Source organism: Micromonospora carbonacea (assembly GCF_014205165.1).
Lineage (GTDB): Bacteria > Actinomycetota > Actinomycetes > Mycobacteriales > Micromonosporaceae > Micromonospora > Micromonospora carbonacea.
The window spans coordinates 3,756,094-3,774,987 of the sequence record NZ_JACHMZ010000001.1 but is presented as its reverse complement, the minus strand read 5'-3'; the positions used below and the strand labels follow the sequence as shown (position 1 = coordinate 3,774,987).

Sequence of the window (18,894 nt, the reverse complement as noted above, 5' to 3'; positions counted from 1 at the left end):
CACCGCACCTCACCACAGCACCACCGGTTGGCCGTGCCGTCCGGCACGCCGAGGCGGCCCCGGCCCATGTAGGTACCCCACCCACCCCCGCAAGGAGTCATCACATGCGCAAGTCCGGCACGACCATCACCCGCCGCGGGTTCGGCGCGATCCTGGCCGCCGGCCTGATGGCCACCAGCCTGGCCGCGTGCGGCAACAGCGACACCGGCTCGGAGTCCGGCGGCAACGGCGACGGCCAGATCGTCCTCGGCTTCTCGCAGGTCGGCGCGGAGAGCGGCTGGCGGACGGCGAACACCAACTCCATCAAGGAGTCCGCCGACAAGGCCGGGATCAAGCTGCAGTTCGACGACGCCCAGCAGAAGCAGGAGAACCAGATCAAGGCGATCCGCAACTTCATCCAGCAGAAGGTCGACGTGATCGCCTTCTCGCCGGTGGTGGAGTCGGGCTGGGACACCGTGCTCAAGGAGGCCAAGGACGCCAAGATCCCGGTCATCCTGACCGACCGGGCCGTCGACTCGGCCGACAAGAGCCTCTACAAGACCTTCATCGGCTCGGACTTCGTCAAGGAGGGCCGGCTCTCCGGCGAGTGGCTGGTCGAGCAGAAGAAGGACGCCACGGGCCCGGTGAACATCGTCGAGCTCCAGGGCACCACCGGCTCGGCGCCGGCCAACGACCGCAAGAAGGGCTTCGCGGAGGCCATCGCCGCCAACCCCAACCTGAAGATCGTCGCGTCGCAGAGCGGTGACTTCACCCGGGCCGGCGGCAAGCAGGTCATGGAGCAGTTCCTCAAGGCCAACCCGAAGATCGACGTCCTGTTCGCCCACAACGACGACATGGGCCTCGGCGCGCTGGAGGCGATCACCGCGGCCGGCAAGGTGCCGGGCAAGGACATCACCATCATCACGATCGACGCGGTCAAGGACGGCATGCAGGCCCTGGCCGACGGCAAGTTCAACTTCATCGCCGAGTGCAGCCCGCTGCTGGGCGACCAGCTGATGGACCTGGTGAAGAAGGTCAAGGCCGGCGAGGAGGTCCCCGCCCGGGTCGAGACCCAGGAGACCACCTTCACCCAGGAGCAGGCCAAGGCCGCTCTGCCGACCCGGAAGTACTGACCGGAGGGGGCCGCCGCGCCACGCGCGGCGGCCCCGCCGCTCGCTTCCGCGACACACGAAAGGCCTGGTGGGATGTCGCAGAGGCATCCGGTCCTGACGATGACCGCGATCAGCAAGATCTTCCCGGGAGTACGCGCCCTCGACGGCGTCGACTTCCGTCTCTTCCCCGGTGAGGTCCACGCCCTGATGGGCGAGAACGGCGCCGGCAAGTCCACCCTCATCAAGGTGCTGACCGGCGTCTACAGCACGGACGCCGGCACGATCACCCTCGACGGTCAGCAGGTCTCCTTCGCCGGGCCGATGCAGGCCACCGCGGCCGGGGTGAGCACCGTCTACCAGGAGGTCAACCTCCTGCCCAACCTGTCGGTGGCGGAGAACATCTTCATCGGCCGGGAGCCGCGCCGGCTCGGGGCCGTCAACTGGCGCGAGATGCGCCGCCGGGCCAAGGAGCTGCTGGCCCGCATCGACCTGCACATCGACGTCACCGAGCTGCTCGGCAGCTATTCCCTCGCGGTGCAGCAGATGGTGGCCATCGCCCGCGCCGTCGACGTGAACGCCCGGGTGCTGATCCTCGACGAGCCCACCTCCAGCCTCGACGCCGACGAGGTGGCCCAGCTGATGCGGATCATGCGCCAGCTGCGCGACGACGGCATCGCGATCGTCTTCGTCACCCACTTCCTCGACCAGGTGTACGGCATCGCCGACCGGATCACCGTGCTACGCAACGGCCGCCTCGTGGGCGAGTACCCGACGGCAGAGCTGCCGCAGATCGCCCTCGTGGAGAAGATGATCGGCAAGGAGCTCGACGCACTGGAGCGCCTCGACTCCGAGACCGACCGGGACCGCGCGGCGGTCACGCAGGGGGAGCCCCTCGTGGCGGCGGACGGGCTGGGCCGCTCCGGCTCGGTCGCGCCGTTCAGCCTCACCATCCACGCCGGCGAGGTCGTCGGGCTGGCCGGGCTGCTGGGGTCGGGGCGCACCGAGGTCGCCCGCCTGTTCTTCGGCGCGGACCGCGCCGACCAGGGCCGGCTCGCGGTCGACGGCGCGCCCGCCGCGATCCGCAACCCGGTGGCCGCGATCGACCGGGGCGTCGCCTTCTGCTCCGAGAACCGTCGCACCGAGGGCCTGGTGGGCGAGCTGTCGGTGCGGGAGAACATCATCCTGGCCATGCAGGCCGCCCGCGGCTGGCTGCGGCCGGTGCCCCGGCGCAAGCAGGACGAGCTGGTCGAGCGCTACATCAAGGCGCTGAGCATCCGGCCGGCCAACCCCGACATGCCGGTGCGCAACCTCTCCGGCGGCAACCAGCAGAAGGTGCTGCTCGCCCGGTGGCTGATCACCGAGCCGCGGCTGCTGATCCTGGACGAGCCGACCCGGGGCATCGACATCGGCGCGAAGACCGAGATCCAGCGCCTCGTGGCGCAGCTCTCCGACGGCGGGATGGCGGTGCTGTTCATCTCCGCCGAGCTGGAGGAGGTGCTGCGGCTCAGCCACAAGGTCGTCGTGATGCGCGACCGGCGGCTGGTCGCCCAGCTCGACAACGACGACACCCTCGACGCCGACCGCGTGATGCAGGCCATCGCCAGCGGCGCGGCGCAGGAAGGGTTGGAGAAGGTATGAGCACAGCGCGTACCCGCCTCGCGGGCGTCACCGGCCACCGGCTGTTCTGGCCCCTGGTCGTGCTGGTGGTGCTGCTGGCGGCGAACACCGTCTATCGGCCGAGCTTCCTGTCGGTCGAGCTGAAGAACGGCCACCTCTACGGCAGCCTCGTCGACATCGTCCGGCTCAGCGCCCCGCTGATCCTGGTCGCGCTGGGCATGTCCCTGGTGATCGCCACGGGCGGCATCGACCTGTCCGTGGGTTCCGTGGCCGCCGTCTGCGGCGCGATAGCCTGCCTCTACATCAGCGAGCAGCCCGACCAGAACAGCCTCGGCGCCGTGCTCACGGCGGTGGCGATCGCGTTCGGCGTGGCCCTGGTGCTCGGCGCGTGGAACGGGATCCTGGTCGCCGGGATAGGCATCCAACCGATCATCGCCACGCTGATCCTGATGGTCGCCGGCCGGGGCCTGGCCCAGCTGGTCACCTCCGGGCAGATCATCACGATCAACAGCGAGCCGTACAAGACGATCGGGGTCGGGCACCTGCTCACGCTGCCGTTCGCGATCATCATCGCCCTCGCGGTGACGCTGGTCGTGGCGGTGCTGACCCGCCGCACCGCCCTCGGCATGATCATCGAGGCGGTCGGCGGCAACGCCGAGGCCAGCCGCCTGGCGGGCGTGCGCTCGCGGCGGATCACCTTCCTGGTCTACGTGGTGAGCGCCGCCTGCGCCGCCGTGGCCGGGTTCATGATGACGGCGAACGTCTCCAGCGCCGACGGCAACGCGGTCGGCCTCTGGGTCGAGCTGGACGCCATCCTCGCCGTGGTCATCGGCGGCACGTCGCTGGCCGGCGGCCGGTTCTACCTCAGCGGCACCATCGTCGGCGCGCTGATCATCCAGACCCTGACCACCTCGGTGTACGCCATGAACATCGACCCGCAGACGGCCCTGCTGTTCAAGGCGGTCGTGGTGATCGCGGTCTGCCTCATCCAGGCGCCGGCGTTCCGCGCCCGGTTCCGGCGTCGGCACGCGCCGACGGCAGCCCCGGCGACGCCCGCCGAGAAGCAGAAGGAGCAGGTTCCGGCATGACCACGACCCCCCTGGCCGCGCGCGGCCCACGGGCCTGGTGGCGGGTGCCGCAGCGGCAGGTGCCGGTGCTGGCCACCCTGGCCCTGCTGCTGGTGATGTACGGCATCGGCGTCTCGCAGTACCGGGCCTTCTCCAACATCCAGGTCGTCTTCAACATCTTCATCGACAACGGTTTCCTGCTCGTCGTCGCGGTCGGCATGACCTTCGTCATCCTGACCGGCGGCATCGACCTGTCGGTCGGCTCCGTGGTGGCGATGACCGCGATGGTGTCGGCGTCGCTGCTCGGCGACGGCGTGCACCCCGCGGTGGTGCTGCTGATCGCGCTGCTCATCGGCCCCGCCCTCGGGTTCGCGATGGGCTGCGTCATCCACTTCTTCGACATCCAGCCGTTCATCGTCACCCTCGCCGGGATGTTCTTCGCCCGGGGCATGTGCACCTGGATCAGCTCGACGTCCATCCCGATCACCGACGGGTTCTGGACCTCGGCGGCGCAGGAGCGCATCCGCATCGGCGAGAACTTCGTGACCGTGAGCGTCCTGGTCGCCCTCGTCGTGGTGGCGGTCGCGGCGTACACGCTGGCCTACACCCGGCTGGGCCGCAACGTGTACGCCATCGGCGGCAACCAGCAGTCGGCGCTGCTCATGGGCCTGCCCGTGGGGCGTACGAAGATCGCCGTCTACACGATCAGCGGGCTCTGCTCGGCCATCGGCGGCATCCTGCTGTCGTTCTACACGCTGTCGGGCGCCCCGCTGATCGCGATCGGCATGGAGCTGGACACGATCGCCGCCGTCGTCATCGGCGGGACCCTGCTCACGGGCGGCTCCGGCTACGTGTTCGGCACGGTGCTGGGTGTCCTCGTGCTGGGGGTGATCCAGACGCTGATCACCTTCGACGGCAGCCTCAGCTCCTGGTGGACCAAGATCGTGATCGGTGGCCTGCTGTTCGCGTTCATCCTCCTCCAGCGCCTCGTCGGCATCCGCAAGAAGTGACCACCCCAGTACACCGGAAGGCAACCCCATGACCAACCCACCCCCGGCCGCCGAGGTCTGGTTCCTCACCGGCAGCCAGGGCCTGTACGGCCCGGAGACCCTGCGTCAGGTGGCCGACCAGTCCCGGCAGATCGCGGAGCAGCTCGACGCCGATCCGGCCATCCCCGCCCGGGTGGTCTGGAAGCCGGTGCTCACCTCCAGCGCCGACATCCTGGCCGTCTGCCGTGACGCCGCCGTCCAGGGCGCGGTCGGGGTGATCGCCTGGATGCACACCTTCTCTCCCGCGAAGATGTGGATCTCCGGCCTGGACGCCCTGCGCACCCCGCTGCTGCACCTGCACACGCAGGCCAACGTGGCGCTGCCCTGGTCCGAGATCGACATGGACTTCATGAACCTCAACCAGGCCGCCCACGGCGACCGGGAGTTCGGGTTCGTGCAGACCCGGCTGGGGGTGGCCCGCAAGACCGTCGCCGGGCACGTGAGCAACCCGAGCGTCACCGCCCGCATCGCGGCGTGGACCCGGGCGGCGATCGGGCACGCGGAGCTGCGGTCGCTGCGGCTGGCCCGCTTCGGCGACAACATGCGCAACGTGGCCGTGACCGAGGGCGACAAGGTCGAGGCGGAGCTGCGCTTCGGCGTCTCGGTCAACACCTACGGCGTGAACGACCTGGTGGCGGCCGTGGACGCGGTGGCGGACACGCGCATCGACGAGCTGGTCAAGGAGTACGACGACAGTTACCGGCTCGTCGCCGAGCTGCGGGCCGGCGGCGACCGGCACGACTCCCTGCGCTACGCCGCCCGGATCGAGGCGGGCCTGCGCGACTTCCTCGACGCGGGCGGGTTCCGGGCGTTCACCACCAACTTCGAGGACCTCGGCGGGCTGCGGCAGCTGCCGGGGATCGCGGTGCAGCGGCTGATGGCCGACGGCTACGGTTTCGGCGGCGAGGGCGACTGGAAGACCTCGGTGCTGGTGCGCACGCTCAAGGCGATGTCGGTGGGCACCACCGGCGGCACCTCCTTCATGGAGGACTACACCTACGACCTCACGCCCGGGCAGGAGGTCGTCCTCGGCGCGCACATGCTGGAGGTCTGCCCGACCATCGCCGCCGACACGCCCGCCGTGGAGATCCACCCGCTGGGCATCGGCGGCCGCGAGGACCCCGTGCGCCTGGTGTTCGACGCCCAGGCGGGGCCCGCCGTGGTGCTGGGGCTGGCCGACATGGGGGAGCGGTTCCGGCTGGTGGCCAACGAGATCGACGTGATCGTCCCGCCGCAGCCGCTGCCGAAGCTGCCCGTGGCCCGCGCGGTGTGGCGGCCCCGGCCGGACCTGGCCGGCTCGGCGGAGGCGTGGCTCACGGCCGGCGCGCCGCACCACACGGTGCTGTCGCAGGCCGTCGGGGTCGAGGAACTGCACGACCTGGCCGAGATGGTCGCCACCGAGCTGGTCGTCATCGACGCGGAGACGACCACCCGCCGGCTGACGAACGAGTTGCGGTGGAACCAGGCCTACTACCGGTTGGCCAGGGGATTCTGAGGCTCGACCGGTCGACCGTACGACAGGGCCATCCGGCGTGCTCCCCGAGGTGGGGGCACGCCGGACACGCCCTCCGCGCAGCGAGCCTGACCGCCCGTCTTGTTGATCACGACGGGCTACGATGGCCACGAGGGGAGTTGCCATGGGTCAGCAGCCGGCCGCACGCGCGGCGGTGATGAACGACGTCGCCCGGCTCGCCGGTGTCTCGCACCAGACGGTGTCGCGGGTGCTCAACAACCACCCCAGCGTCCGGCAGGAGACCCGCGAGCGGGTGATGCGCGCGGTGCACCAGCTCAACTACCGGCCCAACGCCCTGGCCCGGGGCCTGGCCGGGCGGCGCTCCCGGGTCATCGGTGTGGTCAGCTTCGACACCATCCTCTACGGCCCGGCGGCGACCCTGCTCGGCATCGAGCGTGCCGCCCGCGCCGCAGGGTACGGCATCAGCATCGTCACCCTGGAGCAGCTCGACCGGGCCGGGATGCGGTCGGCCATCGACGCCCTCACCGAGCAGTCGGTCGCGGGGGTCGTCGTCATCGCCCCGATGATGACGGCGGCGGTGGCCGTGCACGGCCTGCCCACCGGCGTGCCCGCCGTGGTGGTCGAGTCGAGCGGCGGCGCCCGGGAGCTGCCGAGCATCTCCGTCGACCAGGTCGCCGGGGCCCGGCTGGCCGTGGAGCACCTGCTCTCCCTCGGGCACGAGACGGTGTGGCACATCGCCGGCCCCCGGGACTGGCTGGAGGCCCGCGACCGCGTCGACGGGTGGCGGCTGGCGCTGGAGCAGGCCGGGCGGTCCGTCCCGCCGGTCCTCGTCGGCGACTGGAGCCCCCGCGCGGGCTACGAGATCGGGCAGACGCTTGTCGACCGCCCGGACGTGACGGCCGTGTTCTGCGCCAACGACCACCAGGCGCTCGGCCTGCTGCGGGCGCTGCACCAGCGCGGCGTGCGGGTTCCGGAGGACGTCAGCGTGGTCGGGTTCGACGACATCCCCGAGGCCGAATACCTCTCGCCGCCGCTGACCACCGTGCGGCAGGACTTCGACGAGGTCGGCCGCCGCTGCGTGGCGGCCCTGTTGGAGCTGTTCGACGCCGACGGCCCGGCGGGGCGCTTCCCGCACCCGCAGGTCGAGCCGCAGCTCGTCGTGCGCGCGAGCAGCGGCCGGAGGGGCTGACCGCACGCCGCCGCACCCGGCGCGCCGCCAGGGCCGTGCAGTCCGGCCGCCCGGGCCCGCCGGTCGTGGCCCGGCGGCCGAACCCGTCCGGCCGCAGTGATCTCTGTTAGCGCGCACATACCTAGCGTCGTGCCTGGTGGGGCCCTTGACTGCGGGGTTTCGTAGCGCCGAGAATTCGGGCTTGTTAACGCTCACACCCCCGCCACCACGAGGGAACCCCATGCGCCAAGCAGCTCCCCCGGAAACGCCATCCTCCGCCCCGCCCCGCTCCCGACGCCGCGCCCGGCCACTCGTCGCCGGGATCCTCCTCGCCCTGGTCGCCGGGCTGCTGCCCGCCACCGCCGCGCCGGCCGCCGCGGCCGACGTGACCGACGGCCTGCTGGTGCGCTACGACCTGACCCAGACCACCGGCACCACCGTCACCGACAGCTCCGGCCGGGGCAACGACGGCACGCTCACCGGCGGCGGCACCTGGACCGGCCAGGGGGGCCTCGTCCTCGACGGGGTCGACGACCACGTCAGGCTGCCCGACGACATCATGGCCGGGCTGTCGTCGATCACCGTCGCCGTCGACGTGCTCGTCGACCCCGCGCAGCAGACGCCGTACTTCATCTGGGGCCTCGGCAACCCGGCGACGTCGAACTCCGGCACCGGCTACCTGTTCACCAGCGGCGACGCCTTCCGCACCGCCATCACCACCACCAACTGGTCCGGCGAGAAGGTGACCGGCAAGGGCGCGAACCTCGCCCGGGGCGTGTGGAAGTCCGTCACCTACACGCAGACCGGCACCACCGGCACCCTCTACGAGGACGGCGTGCAGGTCGCGCAGAACACCGGCGTCACCGTGCTGCCCGGCGCGGTCGGCAACGGCGTCACGACCAACAACAACCTCGGCCGGTCCAACTACGCCGCCGACCGGTTCCTCAAGGGCCGGGTGGCCAACTTCCGCATCTACGACCGCGCGCTGCCCGCCGACGAGGTGGCCGCCATCGCGCTGCCCGACGCCACCCGCGTCGCCGCCGACACCGCCGCCCTCGACCTGGGCGACCTGTCGGCCGTGACCGGCAGGCTCACCCTGCCCGGCACCGGCACGTACGGCTCGGCGATCGCCTGGTCCTCCAGCGCGCCGGGCACCGTCAGCGCGACCGGCGAGGTGACCCGCCCGGCCCCCGCCGACGGGCCCGCCACGGTCACCCTCACCGCGACCGTGAGCCGGGGCGGCAGCAGCGACACCAAGGCGTTCACCGCCACCGTCCTGCCCAACGAGACCGACCAGACGCGGGCCGCCGCGGCTGCCGCCGCCCTCTCGCTCGTGAACGCCGGCGACGTGCGCGGCAACCTGACCATGCCGAGCACCGGGAGCAACGGCGCGACCGTCGCCTGGCGCTCCGCCCGCCCGGACGTCGTCAGCCCCGACGGTGTCGTCAAGCGCCCCGCGCACGGGGCCGGCGACGTCAGGGTCACCGTGACCGCGACCGTCACCGTCGGCACGGCCACCGCCGAGCGGGCCATCGAGCTGACCGTCCGCGAGCTGCCCGAGGCCGCCCCCTACGCCGGCTACGCCTTCAGCTACTTCACCGGCAACTCCATCGCGGGGGAGAAGATCTACTTCGCGGCCAGCCAGGGCAACAACGCGCTGCGGTGGACCGAGGTCAACGGCGGCCAGCCGAAGCTGGAGTCGACGTTCGGCACGCTGGGCCTGCGGGACCCGTTCCTGATCCGCAGCCCGGAGGGGGACCGGTTCTTCCTCATCGCCACCGACCTGTCCATCGGCCGCAACGGCAACTGGGACGTCGCCCAGCGCCAGGGCAGCCGCTACCTGGAGGTCTGGGAGTCCACCGACCTGGTGAACTGGTCGGAGCAGCGGCACGTCCTGGTCTCCCCGCCCGCCGCCGGCAACACCTGGGCGCCGGAGGCGTACTGGGACGCCGCCCGGGGCGAGTACCTCGTCTTCTGGGCCTCGAAGCTCTACGCCGAGAACGACCCGAACCACACCGGCAACACGTACAACCGGATGCTCGCCGCGACGACCCGCGACTTCGTCACGTTCAGCCAGCCGACGATCTGGCAGGACCCGGGCGACTCGCGCATCGACTCCACGGTGATCCGGGAGGGCGACACCTACTACCGGTTCACCAAGGACGAGGGCGGCGGCGGCACCGGCTGCTCCGACATCATCCAGGAGAAGTCGCCCTCGCTGACCGCCGTCGACCTGCCCGGCAAGCCCTCCTGGGCGGTGCTCGACTCGTGCATCGGCCGCGACGCCGGCACCTCCGCCGTCGAGGGTCCCACGGTCTTCAAGGCCAACCCCGGCGACACCTCCGGCTCGAAGTACTACCTGTTCGTCGACGAGTACGGCGGCCGGGGCTACATCCCGCTGGGCGCCGACGACCTGGAGCACCCGGACTGGAAGGTGCCGGCCTCCTACGACCTGCCCGCCAGCCCCCGGCACGGCACCGTCATCCCGGTCACGAAGAAGGAGCTGGACGCCCTCAACGACGCGCCGCCGCCGGTGCGCGCCAACGCCGATGGCGTCGTCGCCCACTACGCGCTCGACCAGGCCGGCGGCACCACCGTCACCGACGACTCCGGTAACGGCTACGACGCGAAGCTGGCCGGCGACGCGAGCTGGCGGGACGGCAGCCTCGCCCTCGGCGGCACCAACGGCCACGTGGCCCTGCCCGACGACATCATGGCGGGCCTCGACGAGATCACCGTGTCGATGGACGTCAACATGGCCACCGACCAGGCGACGCCGTACTTCGTCTGGGGTCTGGGCAACACCGACTCCGCAGGCGTCGGCAACGGCTACCTGTTCACCACCGGCAACAACTACCGGACCTCGATCAGCCTCGGCAACTGGACCGGCGAGCAGACCGTCACCGGGGGCAGCGCCGTCCCCCGGGGCGTGTGGAAGACCCTCACGTACACCCTGAACTCGGCCGGCACCGCCCGGATCTACCTCGACGGGGTGCGGGTCGCCGAGAAGACCGGCCTGACCCACCGCCCCGGCGACATCGGCGGCGGCCGGACCACGGCCAACTACATCGGCCGCTCCCAGTACGCCGCCGACAGGTACCTCAAGGGCCGGGTGCGCGACTTCTCCCTCTACAACCGGGCGCTCACCGACGGCGAGGTCGCCGCGCTGGGCTCCAACGGCACCAGCGTCGTGTCGGTGCAGCTCGACAGCCTCAAGGTCCCCGCGATCGTCGACGCCGCCAGCAGCACCATCACGCTGCCGGTCAAGCCGGGCACCGACGTGACGGCCCTCGCCCCGACGTACGTGGTCGCGCCGACCTCGACGGTGACGCCCACCGGGGCGCGGGACCACTCGCAGCCGGTGACGGTCACCGTGACCAGCGCGGCCGGGGCGACCCGCGAGTGGACCGTGCGCACGGTGCAGATGCGCTCGCCGGTGCTGCCCGGCTTCAACGCCGACCCGAACATCGTGCGGTTCGGCGACACCTACTACATCTACGCCACCACCGACGGCTTCCCCGGCTGGGGCAGCTCGAAGTTCACCGTCTGGTCGAGCCGCAACCTGGTCGACTGGACCGGGCACGACACGATCCTCGACCTCGGGCCGGACATCACCTGGGCCGACAGCAACGCCTGGGCGCCCGCCGCGATCGAGAAGAACGGCAGGTACTACTTCTACTTCTCGGCACAGCAGAACATCGGCGTCGCCGTCGCCGACTCGCCGCTCGGGCCGTTCGTCGACCCCATCGGCAAGCCGCTGGTGAGCAAGGCCGACTACGACGGCGCCCAGCAGATCGACCCGGCGGTCTTCACCGACGACGACGGGCAGAGCTACCTCTACTGGGGCAACGGCACCCCGTACGTGGTCCCGCTCAACGACGACATGGTCTCCTACGACGTCGCCAAGCGGGTGCGGCTGACCGGCCTCACGGACTTCCGCGAGGGCCTGTTCCTGCACAAGCGCGCCGGGACCTACTACCTGTCCTGGTCCATCGACGACACCGGCAGCGAGAACTACCGGGTCGGCTACGGCACGGGCACGAGCCCGCTGGGGCCGTTCACCGCCAGGGGGGAGATCCTCACCAAGGACCCGAGCCAGGGCATCCTCGGCACCGGCCACCACTCGATCCTCCAGGTGCCGGGCACCGACGACTGGTACATCGCGTACCACCGGTTCGGGATCCCGGGCGGGGACGGCACGCACCGGGAGACCACGATCGACCGGCTGTACTTCGACACCGACGGCGGCATCAGGAAGGTCGTCCCGACGCTGGGCGGCATCGACCCGCTGCGCTACGAGGGCGGGCAGCCGAAGGCGACGGTCTCCGACGCGGGGGCCGACGGGTGGTACGGCGCGGACGCCGCCCTGACCGTCACCGCCGGCGACCAGGTGAGGCTGGTCGAGTACCAGCTCGACGGCGGCGGCTGGTTCCCGTACCGCGAGCCGGTGGACCTGCCGGCGGGCGGCCACCGCGTCGACTACCGGGCCCAGGGCGTCAACCTCTTCTGGAGCGACGTGTGGTCGCTGTCGGTCAAGGTGGACGAGACCGCCCCGACAGTGCAGGCGTACCTGGTGGAGCGCAAGTTCGTGGTCAACGCCAGCGACGTCGACTCCGGCGTGGCCCGCATCGAGTACCGGATCGACAAGGGCGCCTGGCAGCCGTACCTGGCCCCGGCCCGGATCGACAGCTGCGCCCACGTGATCCGCTACCGGGCGTACGACGTGGCCGGCAACGTCAGCCGCGAGCGGGCCCTCAACGTGCCGGCGCTGGGCGACCCCGCCGAGGCCACCACGCTCCCGTCGATCAGCGGGACGGCCAAGGTCGGCAGGACCCTCACCGCCGACCCGGGCCGGTGGGACGAGAAGAAGCTCACCTTCTCCTACCAGTGGCTGCGCGGCGGCAAGGTCATCGCCGGGGCCACCGGCAGGACGTACGTGCCGAAGGCCGCCGACGTCGGGTACCGGCTCTCCGTGCGGGTGACGGCCACCCGCTCGGACCTGCAACCCGGCACGGCCACGTCGAAGGAGACGGCGAAGGTCGTCAAGAAGTAGCGACCGGGGCCGACCGGCCACCGCCGAAGGCCACCTCCCCCGGGACGGGAGGTGGCCTTCGGCGCGCGTGCCGCCGTCGCCGCCGCGCGGCGCGGCGTCAGCCGGCGTACGTCTCGAACTCGGCGACCCGCGGCGTGCCGGTCGCGCCGGTGATCTCCAGGTTGATCTTTTTCAGCGAGGTGGGGCTGAAGGACACGACGCCCACCCCGTTGCTGCCCGAGGCGAGGACCGCCCCGGTGTCGTTGTTGACCAGCCGCCAGGAACGGATGACGCCGGTCGCGCCGGAGGCCTCGCGGATGTTCACCGAGCCGACCCGGACGGCGGCGTCCCACTTGACCGAGATCCGGCCGGTGGAGCCGGACGGCGACCAGTAGGTGCCCAGGTTGCCGTCCAGCACGTTGCCGTAGCTGCTGCCGTCGGCCTTGCTGGAGCCGTCCGCGCCGGCCCCGAGGCTGAGGTTCGTCCCGCCCGGGTTGGTCGGCCCCGGCGTCGGGGTGGTCGGCCCGGGGGTCGGGGTGGTCGGCGCGGGCGTGGTCGGGGCCGGGGTCTGCGGCGTGCAGCTGCCGTCGGACACCTGGAGGCCCTTGTTGGCCCCGGCCGTCTGGCGCACCAGGTTGGGCACGCAGCTGGCCCCGTCGAGGCGGTAGGAGTAGGGGATGGTGACGGTGGTGGTGGAGGTCGGGTTCGGCCCGGCGGGGTAGTTCTCGTTGCCGGGGCTGGACCAGGTCACGTTGTCGAAGATGTTGCCGGCGACCTGCCAGGTGCCGCGCTCGTTGGTGTAGAAGGTGCCCAGGACGTCCTTGGAGTCCTTGAAGTAGTTGTTCTCCACCTTGGCCTTCGCGCCGGCCCGGGAGTTGATGCCGGACTCGCGCAGGTTGACGTACGAGTTGTTGTACATGTGGGCCGTGGCGCCGCGCAGCAGCGGCGCGCGCGAGTCGAGGTTCTCGTACAGGTTGTGGTGGAACGTGATGTAGTTGTTCCCCAGGTCGCTCTCGCTGGAGCCGACCAGGCCACCACGGCCGGAGTTGCGCAGGATGCTGTAGGACAGCGTCACGTACTGCACGTTGTCCTTCATGTCGAACAGGCCGTCGAAGCCCTCCGCCTCACCGCCGGAGGCCTCCAGGGTGACGTGGTCGACCCAGACGTTGCGGACGGTGCTCTCCATGCCGATGGCGTCGCCGCCATTGGAGGTGGGCGAGCCCGACTTCTTGACGTTCCGGACGGTCACGTTCTGGATGATGATGTTGCTGGAGTCGCGGATGTGGATGCCGAGCTGGTCGAAGACGGCCCCGCTGCCGACGCCGACGATCGTGACGTTGCTGATCTGCTTGAGCTCGATCAGGCCGGCGTTGGTGTTGCAGCTGTTGCCGGAGACCTTGGCGGTGTTGCCGTGGTTGATGGTCCCCTCGACCTGGATGATGATCGGGGTGCTGCTGCTGGCCCGGGTGCACAGCGCCGTGTGGATCGCGGTCCCGGTGGTGGCCCGCACCGTCTGCCCGCCCGCGCCGCCGGTGGTCCCGCCGTTCTGGGTCGCGTAGCCGGTCACGCCGCCGGTCGCTGCCGACGCCTGGGGCGTCGGCAGCGCCACGCAGATCGCGGCACCGATGACCGTCGCGGCCACGGCCGCGTGGAGTCGCAGTGGGACTGGTCGTCTCATCCTCGCCTCGCCTTCGATGTGTTCCTGGAGGTGGTACGCCCGGCGACTGCCGGAGGCGACGAGGAGGCCCCCGCCCTGGGACGTGGTCTACGGGAGCCCATCGCCGCCGACCTGTCGACGGGCGGCGTGCTGCGTCTTCGTCATGGCATTGGGAAAGCGCTTTCCGACACCGAGGATAGGGATCGGTGAATGGGTATGGCAAGGACGTGTCCGCTTTGCGCACTAAAGCTCCCAGTGCCCACCGCCACCACGTCGCCGGTCGTCGAACGTGGACACTTCGGGTCACCGGCCGACCACGACCGTCCAAGATCGCGTCGGGGTCGGCCCGGTAGGGTGGGGGAATGCTCGATGCGCCTCCGCCGGTGGCCGGCGGGGGGTCGTCGTCCCGAGGGGCAGACGCGTCCGGCGGGGGTGGCGCGTCCGGCGGGGGGTCGGCGCCGGGCCGGGGCGCGGCGGGGCTGGCCGGGCGGTGCGCCCGGGTCGCCCGGTCCCGGCCCTTCGAGATCGCCATCGTCGTGCTCATCCTGGCCAACGGGGCGGTGCTCGGCATCGAGACGTACCCGCACCTGGGGTCGGCGCGGCCGGTGCTGCGCGGGCTGGAGTGGGCCTTCCGGCTCGCCTTCGTCGCCGAGATCGGCGTGCGGGTGCTGGCCTACGGCCGTCGGCCGCAGGACTTCTTCCGCCACGGCTGGAACGTCTTCGACTTCCTGGTGACCGCCGCGATCTTCGTGCCCGGCCTGCACGGCGACTCCGCGCTGCTGCGCGTCGTCCGGGTTGCCCGGATGCTGCGGCTGGTGCGCTTCTCACCCGGCCTGCGGACGATCGTGGCGGCGCTGTGGCGCAGCCTGCCGGGCGTCGCCGGCTTCCTCGCGCTCGCCGGCGTGACGCTCTACGTGTACGGCATGGCCGGCTGGCTGATCTTCGGCCGGTCCCAGCCGGAGGAGTACGGCGACATCGGACGGTCGCTGCTGACCCTGTTCGTGCTGCTGTCGCTGGAGACCCTGCCCGATCTCGTGGCGCAGGGGATGGCCCTGTCGCCGTGGACGCTGGTCTACTACGTCAGCTTCGTGATCATCACCGTCAACCTGCTGCTCAACATCCTGATCGCCGTCATCGTCAACTCCATGGAGGAGGCTCGCCGGCTGGAGATGACCGAGCGGCTGGCCCCGGACTACGACGCCGACGGCGACGGCGTGCCCGACGAGGTGGACCGGATCGCGCTCACCCAGCGGCTCGACGACCTGCGGGCCGTCATCGCCGAACTGGAGCGGGAGCTGCGCATCGACCGCGACGACAGGTCGTAGGCCCGCCGGGCCGGCAGGCGACGACGCGGCGGCGCGCGCCGGCCGGTGGGTCGACGCGCGCCGCCGCCGGGAGCGTCACTGCTGGATCGGCTGCCCGTCGTTGCCGCAGATGTAGCCGTCGACGATGCAGTTCTTCACCCGCCGGGCGAGCTCCGCCTCGTCCCAGGCGTTGAAGAAGTCGCCGTGGAAGGTGTAGCCGGGGGCGGTGGTGACGTTGGCCCCGTCGCGGATGCCGGCCAGGCTGAGCCCGGTGCCACGCACGTCGTACGTGATGAGGAACTCCAGCCGGGGCACGGGCACCGGGTGGCTGGCCGGGCAGGTGCCGCCCACGCCGCCCAGGCCGAACGCCATGTGGCTCTTGTGGTCGGGGCTGTCCAGGTTCTTCCCGTCCCAGCAGGTCGGGAAGTCCAGGTACGTCTCCAGCTTGGACCCGGCGGGGCAGACCGGGAAGTCGCCGCTGGCGGCCGGGATGCCGACGCAGTTCCACCGGGCGGCGGGGTTCTGGCCGGCGCTGGTGGCGAGCGGGTTGCCCACCACGATCCGCAGGCCCTGGGGGTGGGGCTTGACGTTCGCCCGGTCGGTGAGGCCCTGGTAGTAGATCCGCACGCTCTGCGGCTTCTGTGCCACCCCGTTCTGGTAGAGCGTCGGCACCCAGTACGCGGACTTGTCGGCCACCGGGTTGCAGGTCGTCCCGCCGGCCCGCAGCGAGGCCAGGTCGGTGTACGCGTTGGTCGTCGTGTTGCCGAAGAACTCGTGCGTGTGCGAGGCGCCCGGGCGGCCCCACATGACGATCGGGTCGTCGCCTGCCCGGCCCTTGCTCGGGCAGTCGGCCCGGAACTCGGAGCCGCGCACCGGAGCGAGCTGGAGCTCCAGCGCGGCGGCCTCCTGCTCGGGGCTCAGCGCGTACGCGTGGCCGGCGTGGCCGCCGACGGCGGCCGAACCGCCGCTCGCCGCCCGCGCGTCGACGGCGTCCCGGTCGGCCAGCACCCCGCCCGCGACCAGGGTCACCAGCGCCACGGTCAGCGCGCCCGCGCGGCGCAGGCGCGGTGGGCGGGGGGCCGGGTCGGCGGCGCGGCGCTCTCGGATGAACCGCATGCTTCCTCCTCGCCCGGCGCACCGGGCACCGGCCCGGGATCGCCGGGCCGTAGACGGGATGGGTGGGAGAGCGCTCTCTGACTCATTGATAACCGAACGCAGTTATGCCTGTCAATGCGAGTGACGGCGGCTCCGGTCCACTCCGGACAGTCGGCCGCCGGGTGGGCCCGGCGGCCGGGCGGGCCGGGGCGGACCGTAGCCGCGCAGGTCAGCGGGCATAGACCCCCGTGGGTTCACCGCGTCGAGATCGACTTGACACGCCGGCGACACGGCCCGGTCCGACAGTGGGCGCATCATCTCCCACCCCAGGAGGAGCACCCCTTGGCGCCAACCCCACCGACCGACGCCGAACTGGACGTCCTCATCCGCGCCCGGCTCGCGTCCCTCGGCATCGACCTCGACCAGCTCCCGCCCGGCACCACCGCCGACCCGCAGACCGGTTCCCCCGGCGTCGACTCCGTGCTGGCGTCCCTGCGGTCCTTCGTCCGCAGCACCGTCGGCGCGCTCGCCGCCTACCAGCTGCCCGCCCCGGCCGGCACCGAAGCCGCCGTCGCCATGGCGCTGTCCCAGCAGCCCGCGCCGATGCTCTACCCCTCGATCAGCACGGAATGGCGGAAGTGATGAGCGCAGCCCCCGTCGACCGTGGCGTCGACCGTCGAGCCTTCCTCGCCCGCACCGCCGCCCTGGCCGCCGCGTCGGCGGTCGGCGGCGCCGTCGGGCTGCCCGCCGTGGCCTCGGCGGCCGGTCCCGCCCGAACACCCCTGCTCGCCGCCGCCAAGTGGAACCCGGCGCTGGACGTGCCCAACGCCTACGTCAAGCCCCGCCCGGAGGCCGTGGCCGACCCCACCGAGCTCACCGTCGCCGAGGCGGCCTGGCTGATCCGCGCCGGCAAGCTCACCCCCGCCAAGCTGGTCGAGGCGTACCTGGCCCGCATCTCCACGTACGACGGCACCTACCAGGCGTTCAACCTGGTGCTCGCCGAGGCGGCGGCCAAGGCGGCGGCCGCCCTGGCCAAGAAGCCCCGGCGCGGCGCCCTGCACGGCATCCCGCTGGCGATCAAGGACAACTACTACACCGCCGGGGTGCCCACCACCGCCAACTCCTACCTGTTCGCCGACTTCCGGCCGCCGTACGACGCCACGGCGGTGTCCCGGCTGCTCGCCGGCGGGGCCATCGTGCTCGGCAAGACCCAGATGGGGCCGCTGGCCACCACCCGGGCCACCACCCCCAGCGGGGTGGTCACCACCGTCAACGCGTGGACCCCGACCGACAGCCGCACCGACCCCGGCGGCTCGTCCACCGGCACCGCCACCGCCGTCGCCGGGCGGCTCGCCGCCTCCGGCACCGGCACCCAGACCGGCGGCTCGATCACCGCGCCGTCCAACGCGCAGAACCTCACCGGCCTCAAGCCGACGATGGGCCGCGTCTCGCTGCACGGCATCATCCCGCTCAGCTACACCCGCGACCACCCCGGCCCGCTGGCCCGCGACGCCAAGGACGCGGCCATCATGCTCACCGCGATGGCCGGCGAGGACCCCGCCGACCCGCGCACGCAGGGGCTGCCCGGGGTGCCGAAGCTGATCGACGCGGCCACCCCGGCGTACTCCGGCGGCAAGCTGAAGCTGCGCTGGAAGACCCGCATCGGCGTGCTGCCGGGCTTCACCGCCGGCACCACCGAGACGGCGGCGGCGCGGGCCGCGTACCTGGCGAAGCTCGCCGCGATCCCCGGCGCGACCGTGGTGGACGTGCCGCTGCCCGACGAGTGGGACCTGCTCACCGGCAGCGCGTTCAACAACGTGCGGCTGCCGGAGCGCAGCGAGCCGTTCATGCCGTACCTGCGCACGGACCTGCGCGGCTTCGGCGTGTCCGTGACGGGCTGGCTGCAGGGCGCGCTGCTGGGCGCCGGCGAGTTCATCACCGGCCAACGGGCGAAGCTGCTGCTCATGGAGCGGGTGCTCGACCAGCTCTTCGCCTCCTGCGACGTGGTGGTGCAGACCAGCCCGGTGCCGTTCGACATCCTCGGCCTGCCGGAGATCGCCTTCCCGATCGGGTTCACCGCCGCGGGCGTGCCGATCGGCACCATCCTCGGCGGCCTGCCGTATGGGGAGGACCGGCTGTTGTCGGTGGCGGCGGCGTACCAGGCGGTCACCGACTGGCACCGGCGGCGGCCCGCCGACCCGCCGGCGGCCCCGGCCGCCGCGGCGCGCGGCCTGGCGTCGCCCGCGGCCCCCGCCGCCCTGCGGCTGACCGCCGAGGAGGTCGCCGAGCTGGCCCAGTGAACCCGTCGTCGCCGGCCCGCCCGCTCGGGGCGGGCCGGCG

Annotated in this window: 12 protein-coding genes; 10 read left to right on the top strand and 2 right to left on the bottom strand. The window is 71.9% G+C overall.

Annotated elements, in window-relative coordinates:
• The first annotated feature begins 104 nt into the window (after positions 1 to 104).
• From HDA31_RS16135 to HDA31_RS16105, 7 genes are all read left to right on the top strand, one after another.
• A complete protein-coding gene (locus HDA31_RS16135) occupies positions 105 to 1,112 on the top strand; it encodes an ABC transporter substrate-binding protein (RefSeq protein ID WP_074479098.1) in 1,008 nt (335 codons plus the stop codon).
• 72 nt (positions 1,113 to 1,184) lie between these two features.
• The gene (locus HDA31_RS16130; RefSeq protein WP_178064572.1) at positions 1,185 to 2,729 is read left to right on the top strand and encodes a sugar ABC transporter ATP-binding protein; all 1,545 of its coding nucleotides are present in this window, start codon (positions 1,185 to 1,187) and stop codon (positions 2,727 to 2,729) included.
• Complete coding sequence (locus HDA31_RS16125) at positions 2,726 to 3,796, top strand: ABC transporter permease (protein ID WP_074479100.1); 1,071 nt, start codon at positions 2,726 to 2,728, stop codon at positions 3,794 to 3,796. Before HDA31_RS16130 ends, HDA31_RS16125 begins: the two co-directional genes overlap by 4 nt.
• Positions 3,793 to 4,785, top strand: coding sequence for a galactofuranose ABC transporter, permease protein YjfF (gene yjfF / locus HDA31_RS16120; protein WP_074479101.1), 993 nt, complete (start codon positions 3,793 to 3,795; stop codon positions 4,783 to 4,785). Before HDA31_RS16125 ends, yjfF begins: the two co-directional genes overlap by 4 nt.
• 28 nt (positions 4,786 to 4,813) lie before the next feature.
• Positions 4,814 to 6,319: an L-arabinose isomerase gene (gene araA, locus HDA31_RS16115; protein WP_184871967.1), complete on the top strand. Its 1,506-nt coding sequence runs from the start codon at positions 4,814 to 4,816 to the stop codon at positions 6,317 to 6,319.
• A gap of 142 nt (positions 6,320 to 6,461) precedes the next feature.
• Positions 6,462 to 7,487: a LacI family DNA-binding transcriptional regulator gene (locus tag HDA31_RS16110; protein ID WP_178064574.1), complete on the top strand. Its 1,026-nt coding sequence runs from the start codon at positions 6,462 to 6,464 to the stop codon at positions 7,485 to 7,487.
• A 220-nt stretch (positions 7,488 to 7,707) separates the two neighbouring features.
• Positions 7,708 to 12,519, top strand: coding sequence for a family 43 glycosylhydrolase (locus HDA31_RS16105; protein WP_178064575.1), 4,812 nt, complete (start codon positions 7,708 to 7,710; stop codon positions 12,517 to 12,519).
• A 97-nt stretch (positions 12,520 to 12,616) separates the two neighbouring features.
• Here HDA31_RS16105 and HDA31_RS16100 read toward each other — a convergent pair whose 3' ends face one another.
• Positions 12,617 to 14,176 (bottom strand): pectate lyase family protein, encoded by a 1,560-nt coding sequence (locus HDA31_RS16100; protein ID WP_178064576.1) that lies wholly within the window; start codon positions 14,174 to 14,176, stop codon positions 12,617 to 12,619.
• A 341-nt stretch (positions 14,177 to 14,517) separates the two neighbouring features.
• On the opposite strand from HDA31_RS16100, the gene HDA31_RS16095 reads away from it, so the two are divergent.
• Positions 14,518 to 15,480, top strand: a complete 963-nt coding sequence (locus tag HDA31_RS16095; RefSeq protein WP_178064577.1) for an ion transporter — start codon at positions 14,518 to 14,520, stop codon at positions 15,478 to 15,480.
• Positions 15,481 to 15,555: 75 nt separating this feature from the next.
• On the opposite strand, the gene HDA31_RS16090 is transcribed toward HDA31_RS16095, so the two are convergent.
• On the bottom strand, positions 15,556 to 16,575 hold the full coding sequence (locus HDA31_RS16090) for a DUF1996 domain-containing protein (protein WP_178064578.1): 1,020 nt from the start codon (positions 16,573 to 16,575) through the stop codon (positions 15,556 to 15,558).
• Between the two features lie 321 nt (positions 16,576 to 16,896).
• Here HDA31_RS16090 and HDA31_RS16085 point away from each other — a divergent pair, with 321 nt between their 5' ends.
• Both HDA31_RS16085 and HDA31_RS16080 read left to right on the top strand, forming a co-directional pair.
• Positions 16,897 to 17,196, top strand: a complete 300-nt coding sequence (locus HDA31_RS16085; RefSeq protein ID WP_074479107.1) for a hypothetical protein — start codon at positions 16,897 to 16,899, stop codon at positions 17,194 to 17,196.
• The gene (locus HDA31_RS16080) at positions 17,196 to 18,854 is read left to right on the top strand and encodes an amidase (RefSeq protein ID WP_246384597.1); all 1,659 of its coding nucleotides are present in this window, start codon (positions 17,196 to 17,198) and stop codon (positions 18,852 to 18,854) included. The genes HDA31_RS16085 and HDA31_RS16080 overlap by 1 nt, the downstream gene beginning before the upstream one ends.
• The last annotated feature ends 40 nt before the right edge of the window (positions 18,855 to 18,894 follow it).

What these genes read in the sequence shown, in the direction of transcription:
- HDA31_RS16135 (WP_074479098.1), top strand. Translation starts at nt 105, where the DNA reads ATGCGCAAGTCCGGCACGACCATCACCCGCCGCGGGTTCGGCGCGATC.
- HDA31_RS16130 (WP_178064572.1), top strand. Translation starts at nt 1,185, where the DNA reads ATGTCGCAGAGGCATCCGGTCCTGACGATGACCGCGATCAGCAAGATC.
- HDA31_RS16125 (WP_074479100.1), top strand. Translation starts at nt 2,726, where the DNA reads ATGAGCACAGCGCGTACCCGCCTCGCGGGCGTCACCGGCCACCGGCTG.
- yjfF (WP_074479101.1), top strand. Translation starts at nt 3,793, where the DNA reads ATGACCACGACCCCCCTGGCCGCGCGCGGCCCACGGGCCTGGTGGCGG.
- araA (WP_184871967.1), top strand. Translation starts at nt 4,814, where the DNA reads ATGACCAACCCACCCCCGGCCGCCGAGGTCTGGTTCCTCACCGGCAGC.
- HDA31_RS16110 (WP_178064574.1), top strand. Translation starts at nt 6,462, where the DNA reads ATGGGTCAGCAGCCGGCCGCACGCGCGGCGGTGATGAACGACGTCGCC.
- HDA31_RS16105 (WP_178064575.1), top strand. Translation starts at nt 7,708, where the DNA reads ATGCGCCAAGCAGCTCCCCCGGAAACGCCATCCTCCGCCCCGCCCCGC.
- HDA31_RS16100 (WP_178064576.1), bottom strand. Translation starts at nt 14,176, where the DNA reads ATGAGACGACCAGTCCCACTGCGACTCCACGCGGCCGTGGCCGCGACG.
- HDA31_RS16095 (WP_178064577.1), top strand. Translation starts at nt 14,518, where the DNA reads ATGCTCGATGCGCCTCCGCCGGTGGCCGGCGGGGGGTCGTCGTCCCGA.
- HDA31_RS16090 (WP_178064578.1), bottom strand. Translation starts at nt 16,575, where the DNA reads ATGCGGTTCATCCGAGAGCGCCGCGCCGCCGACCCGGCCCCCCGCCCA.
- HDA31_RS16080 (WP_246384597.1), top strand. Translation starts at nt 17,196, where the DNA reads ATGAGCGCAGCCCCCGTCGACCGTGGCGTCGACCGTCGAGCCTTCCTC.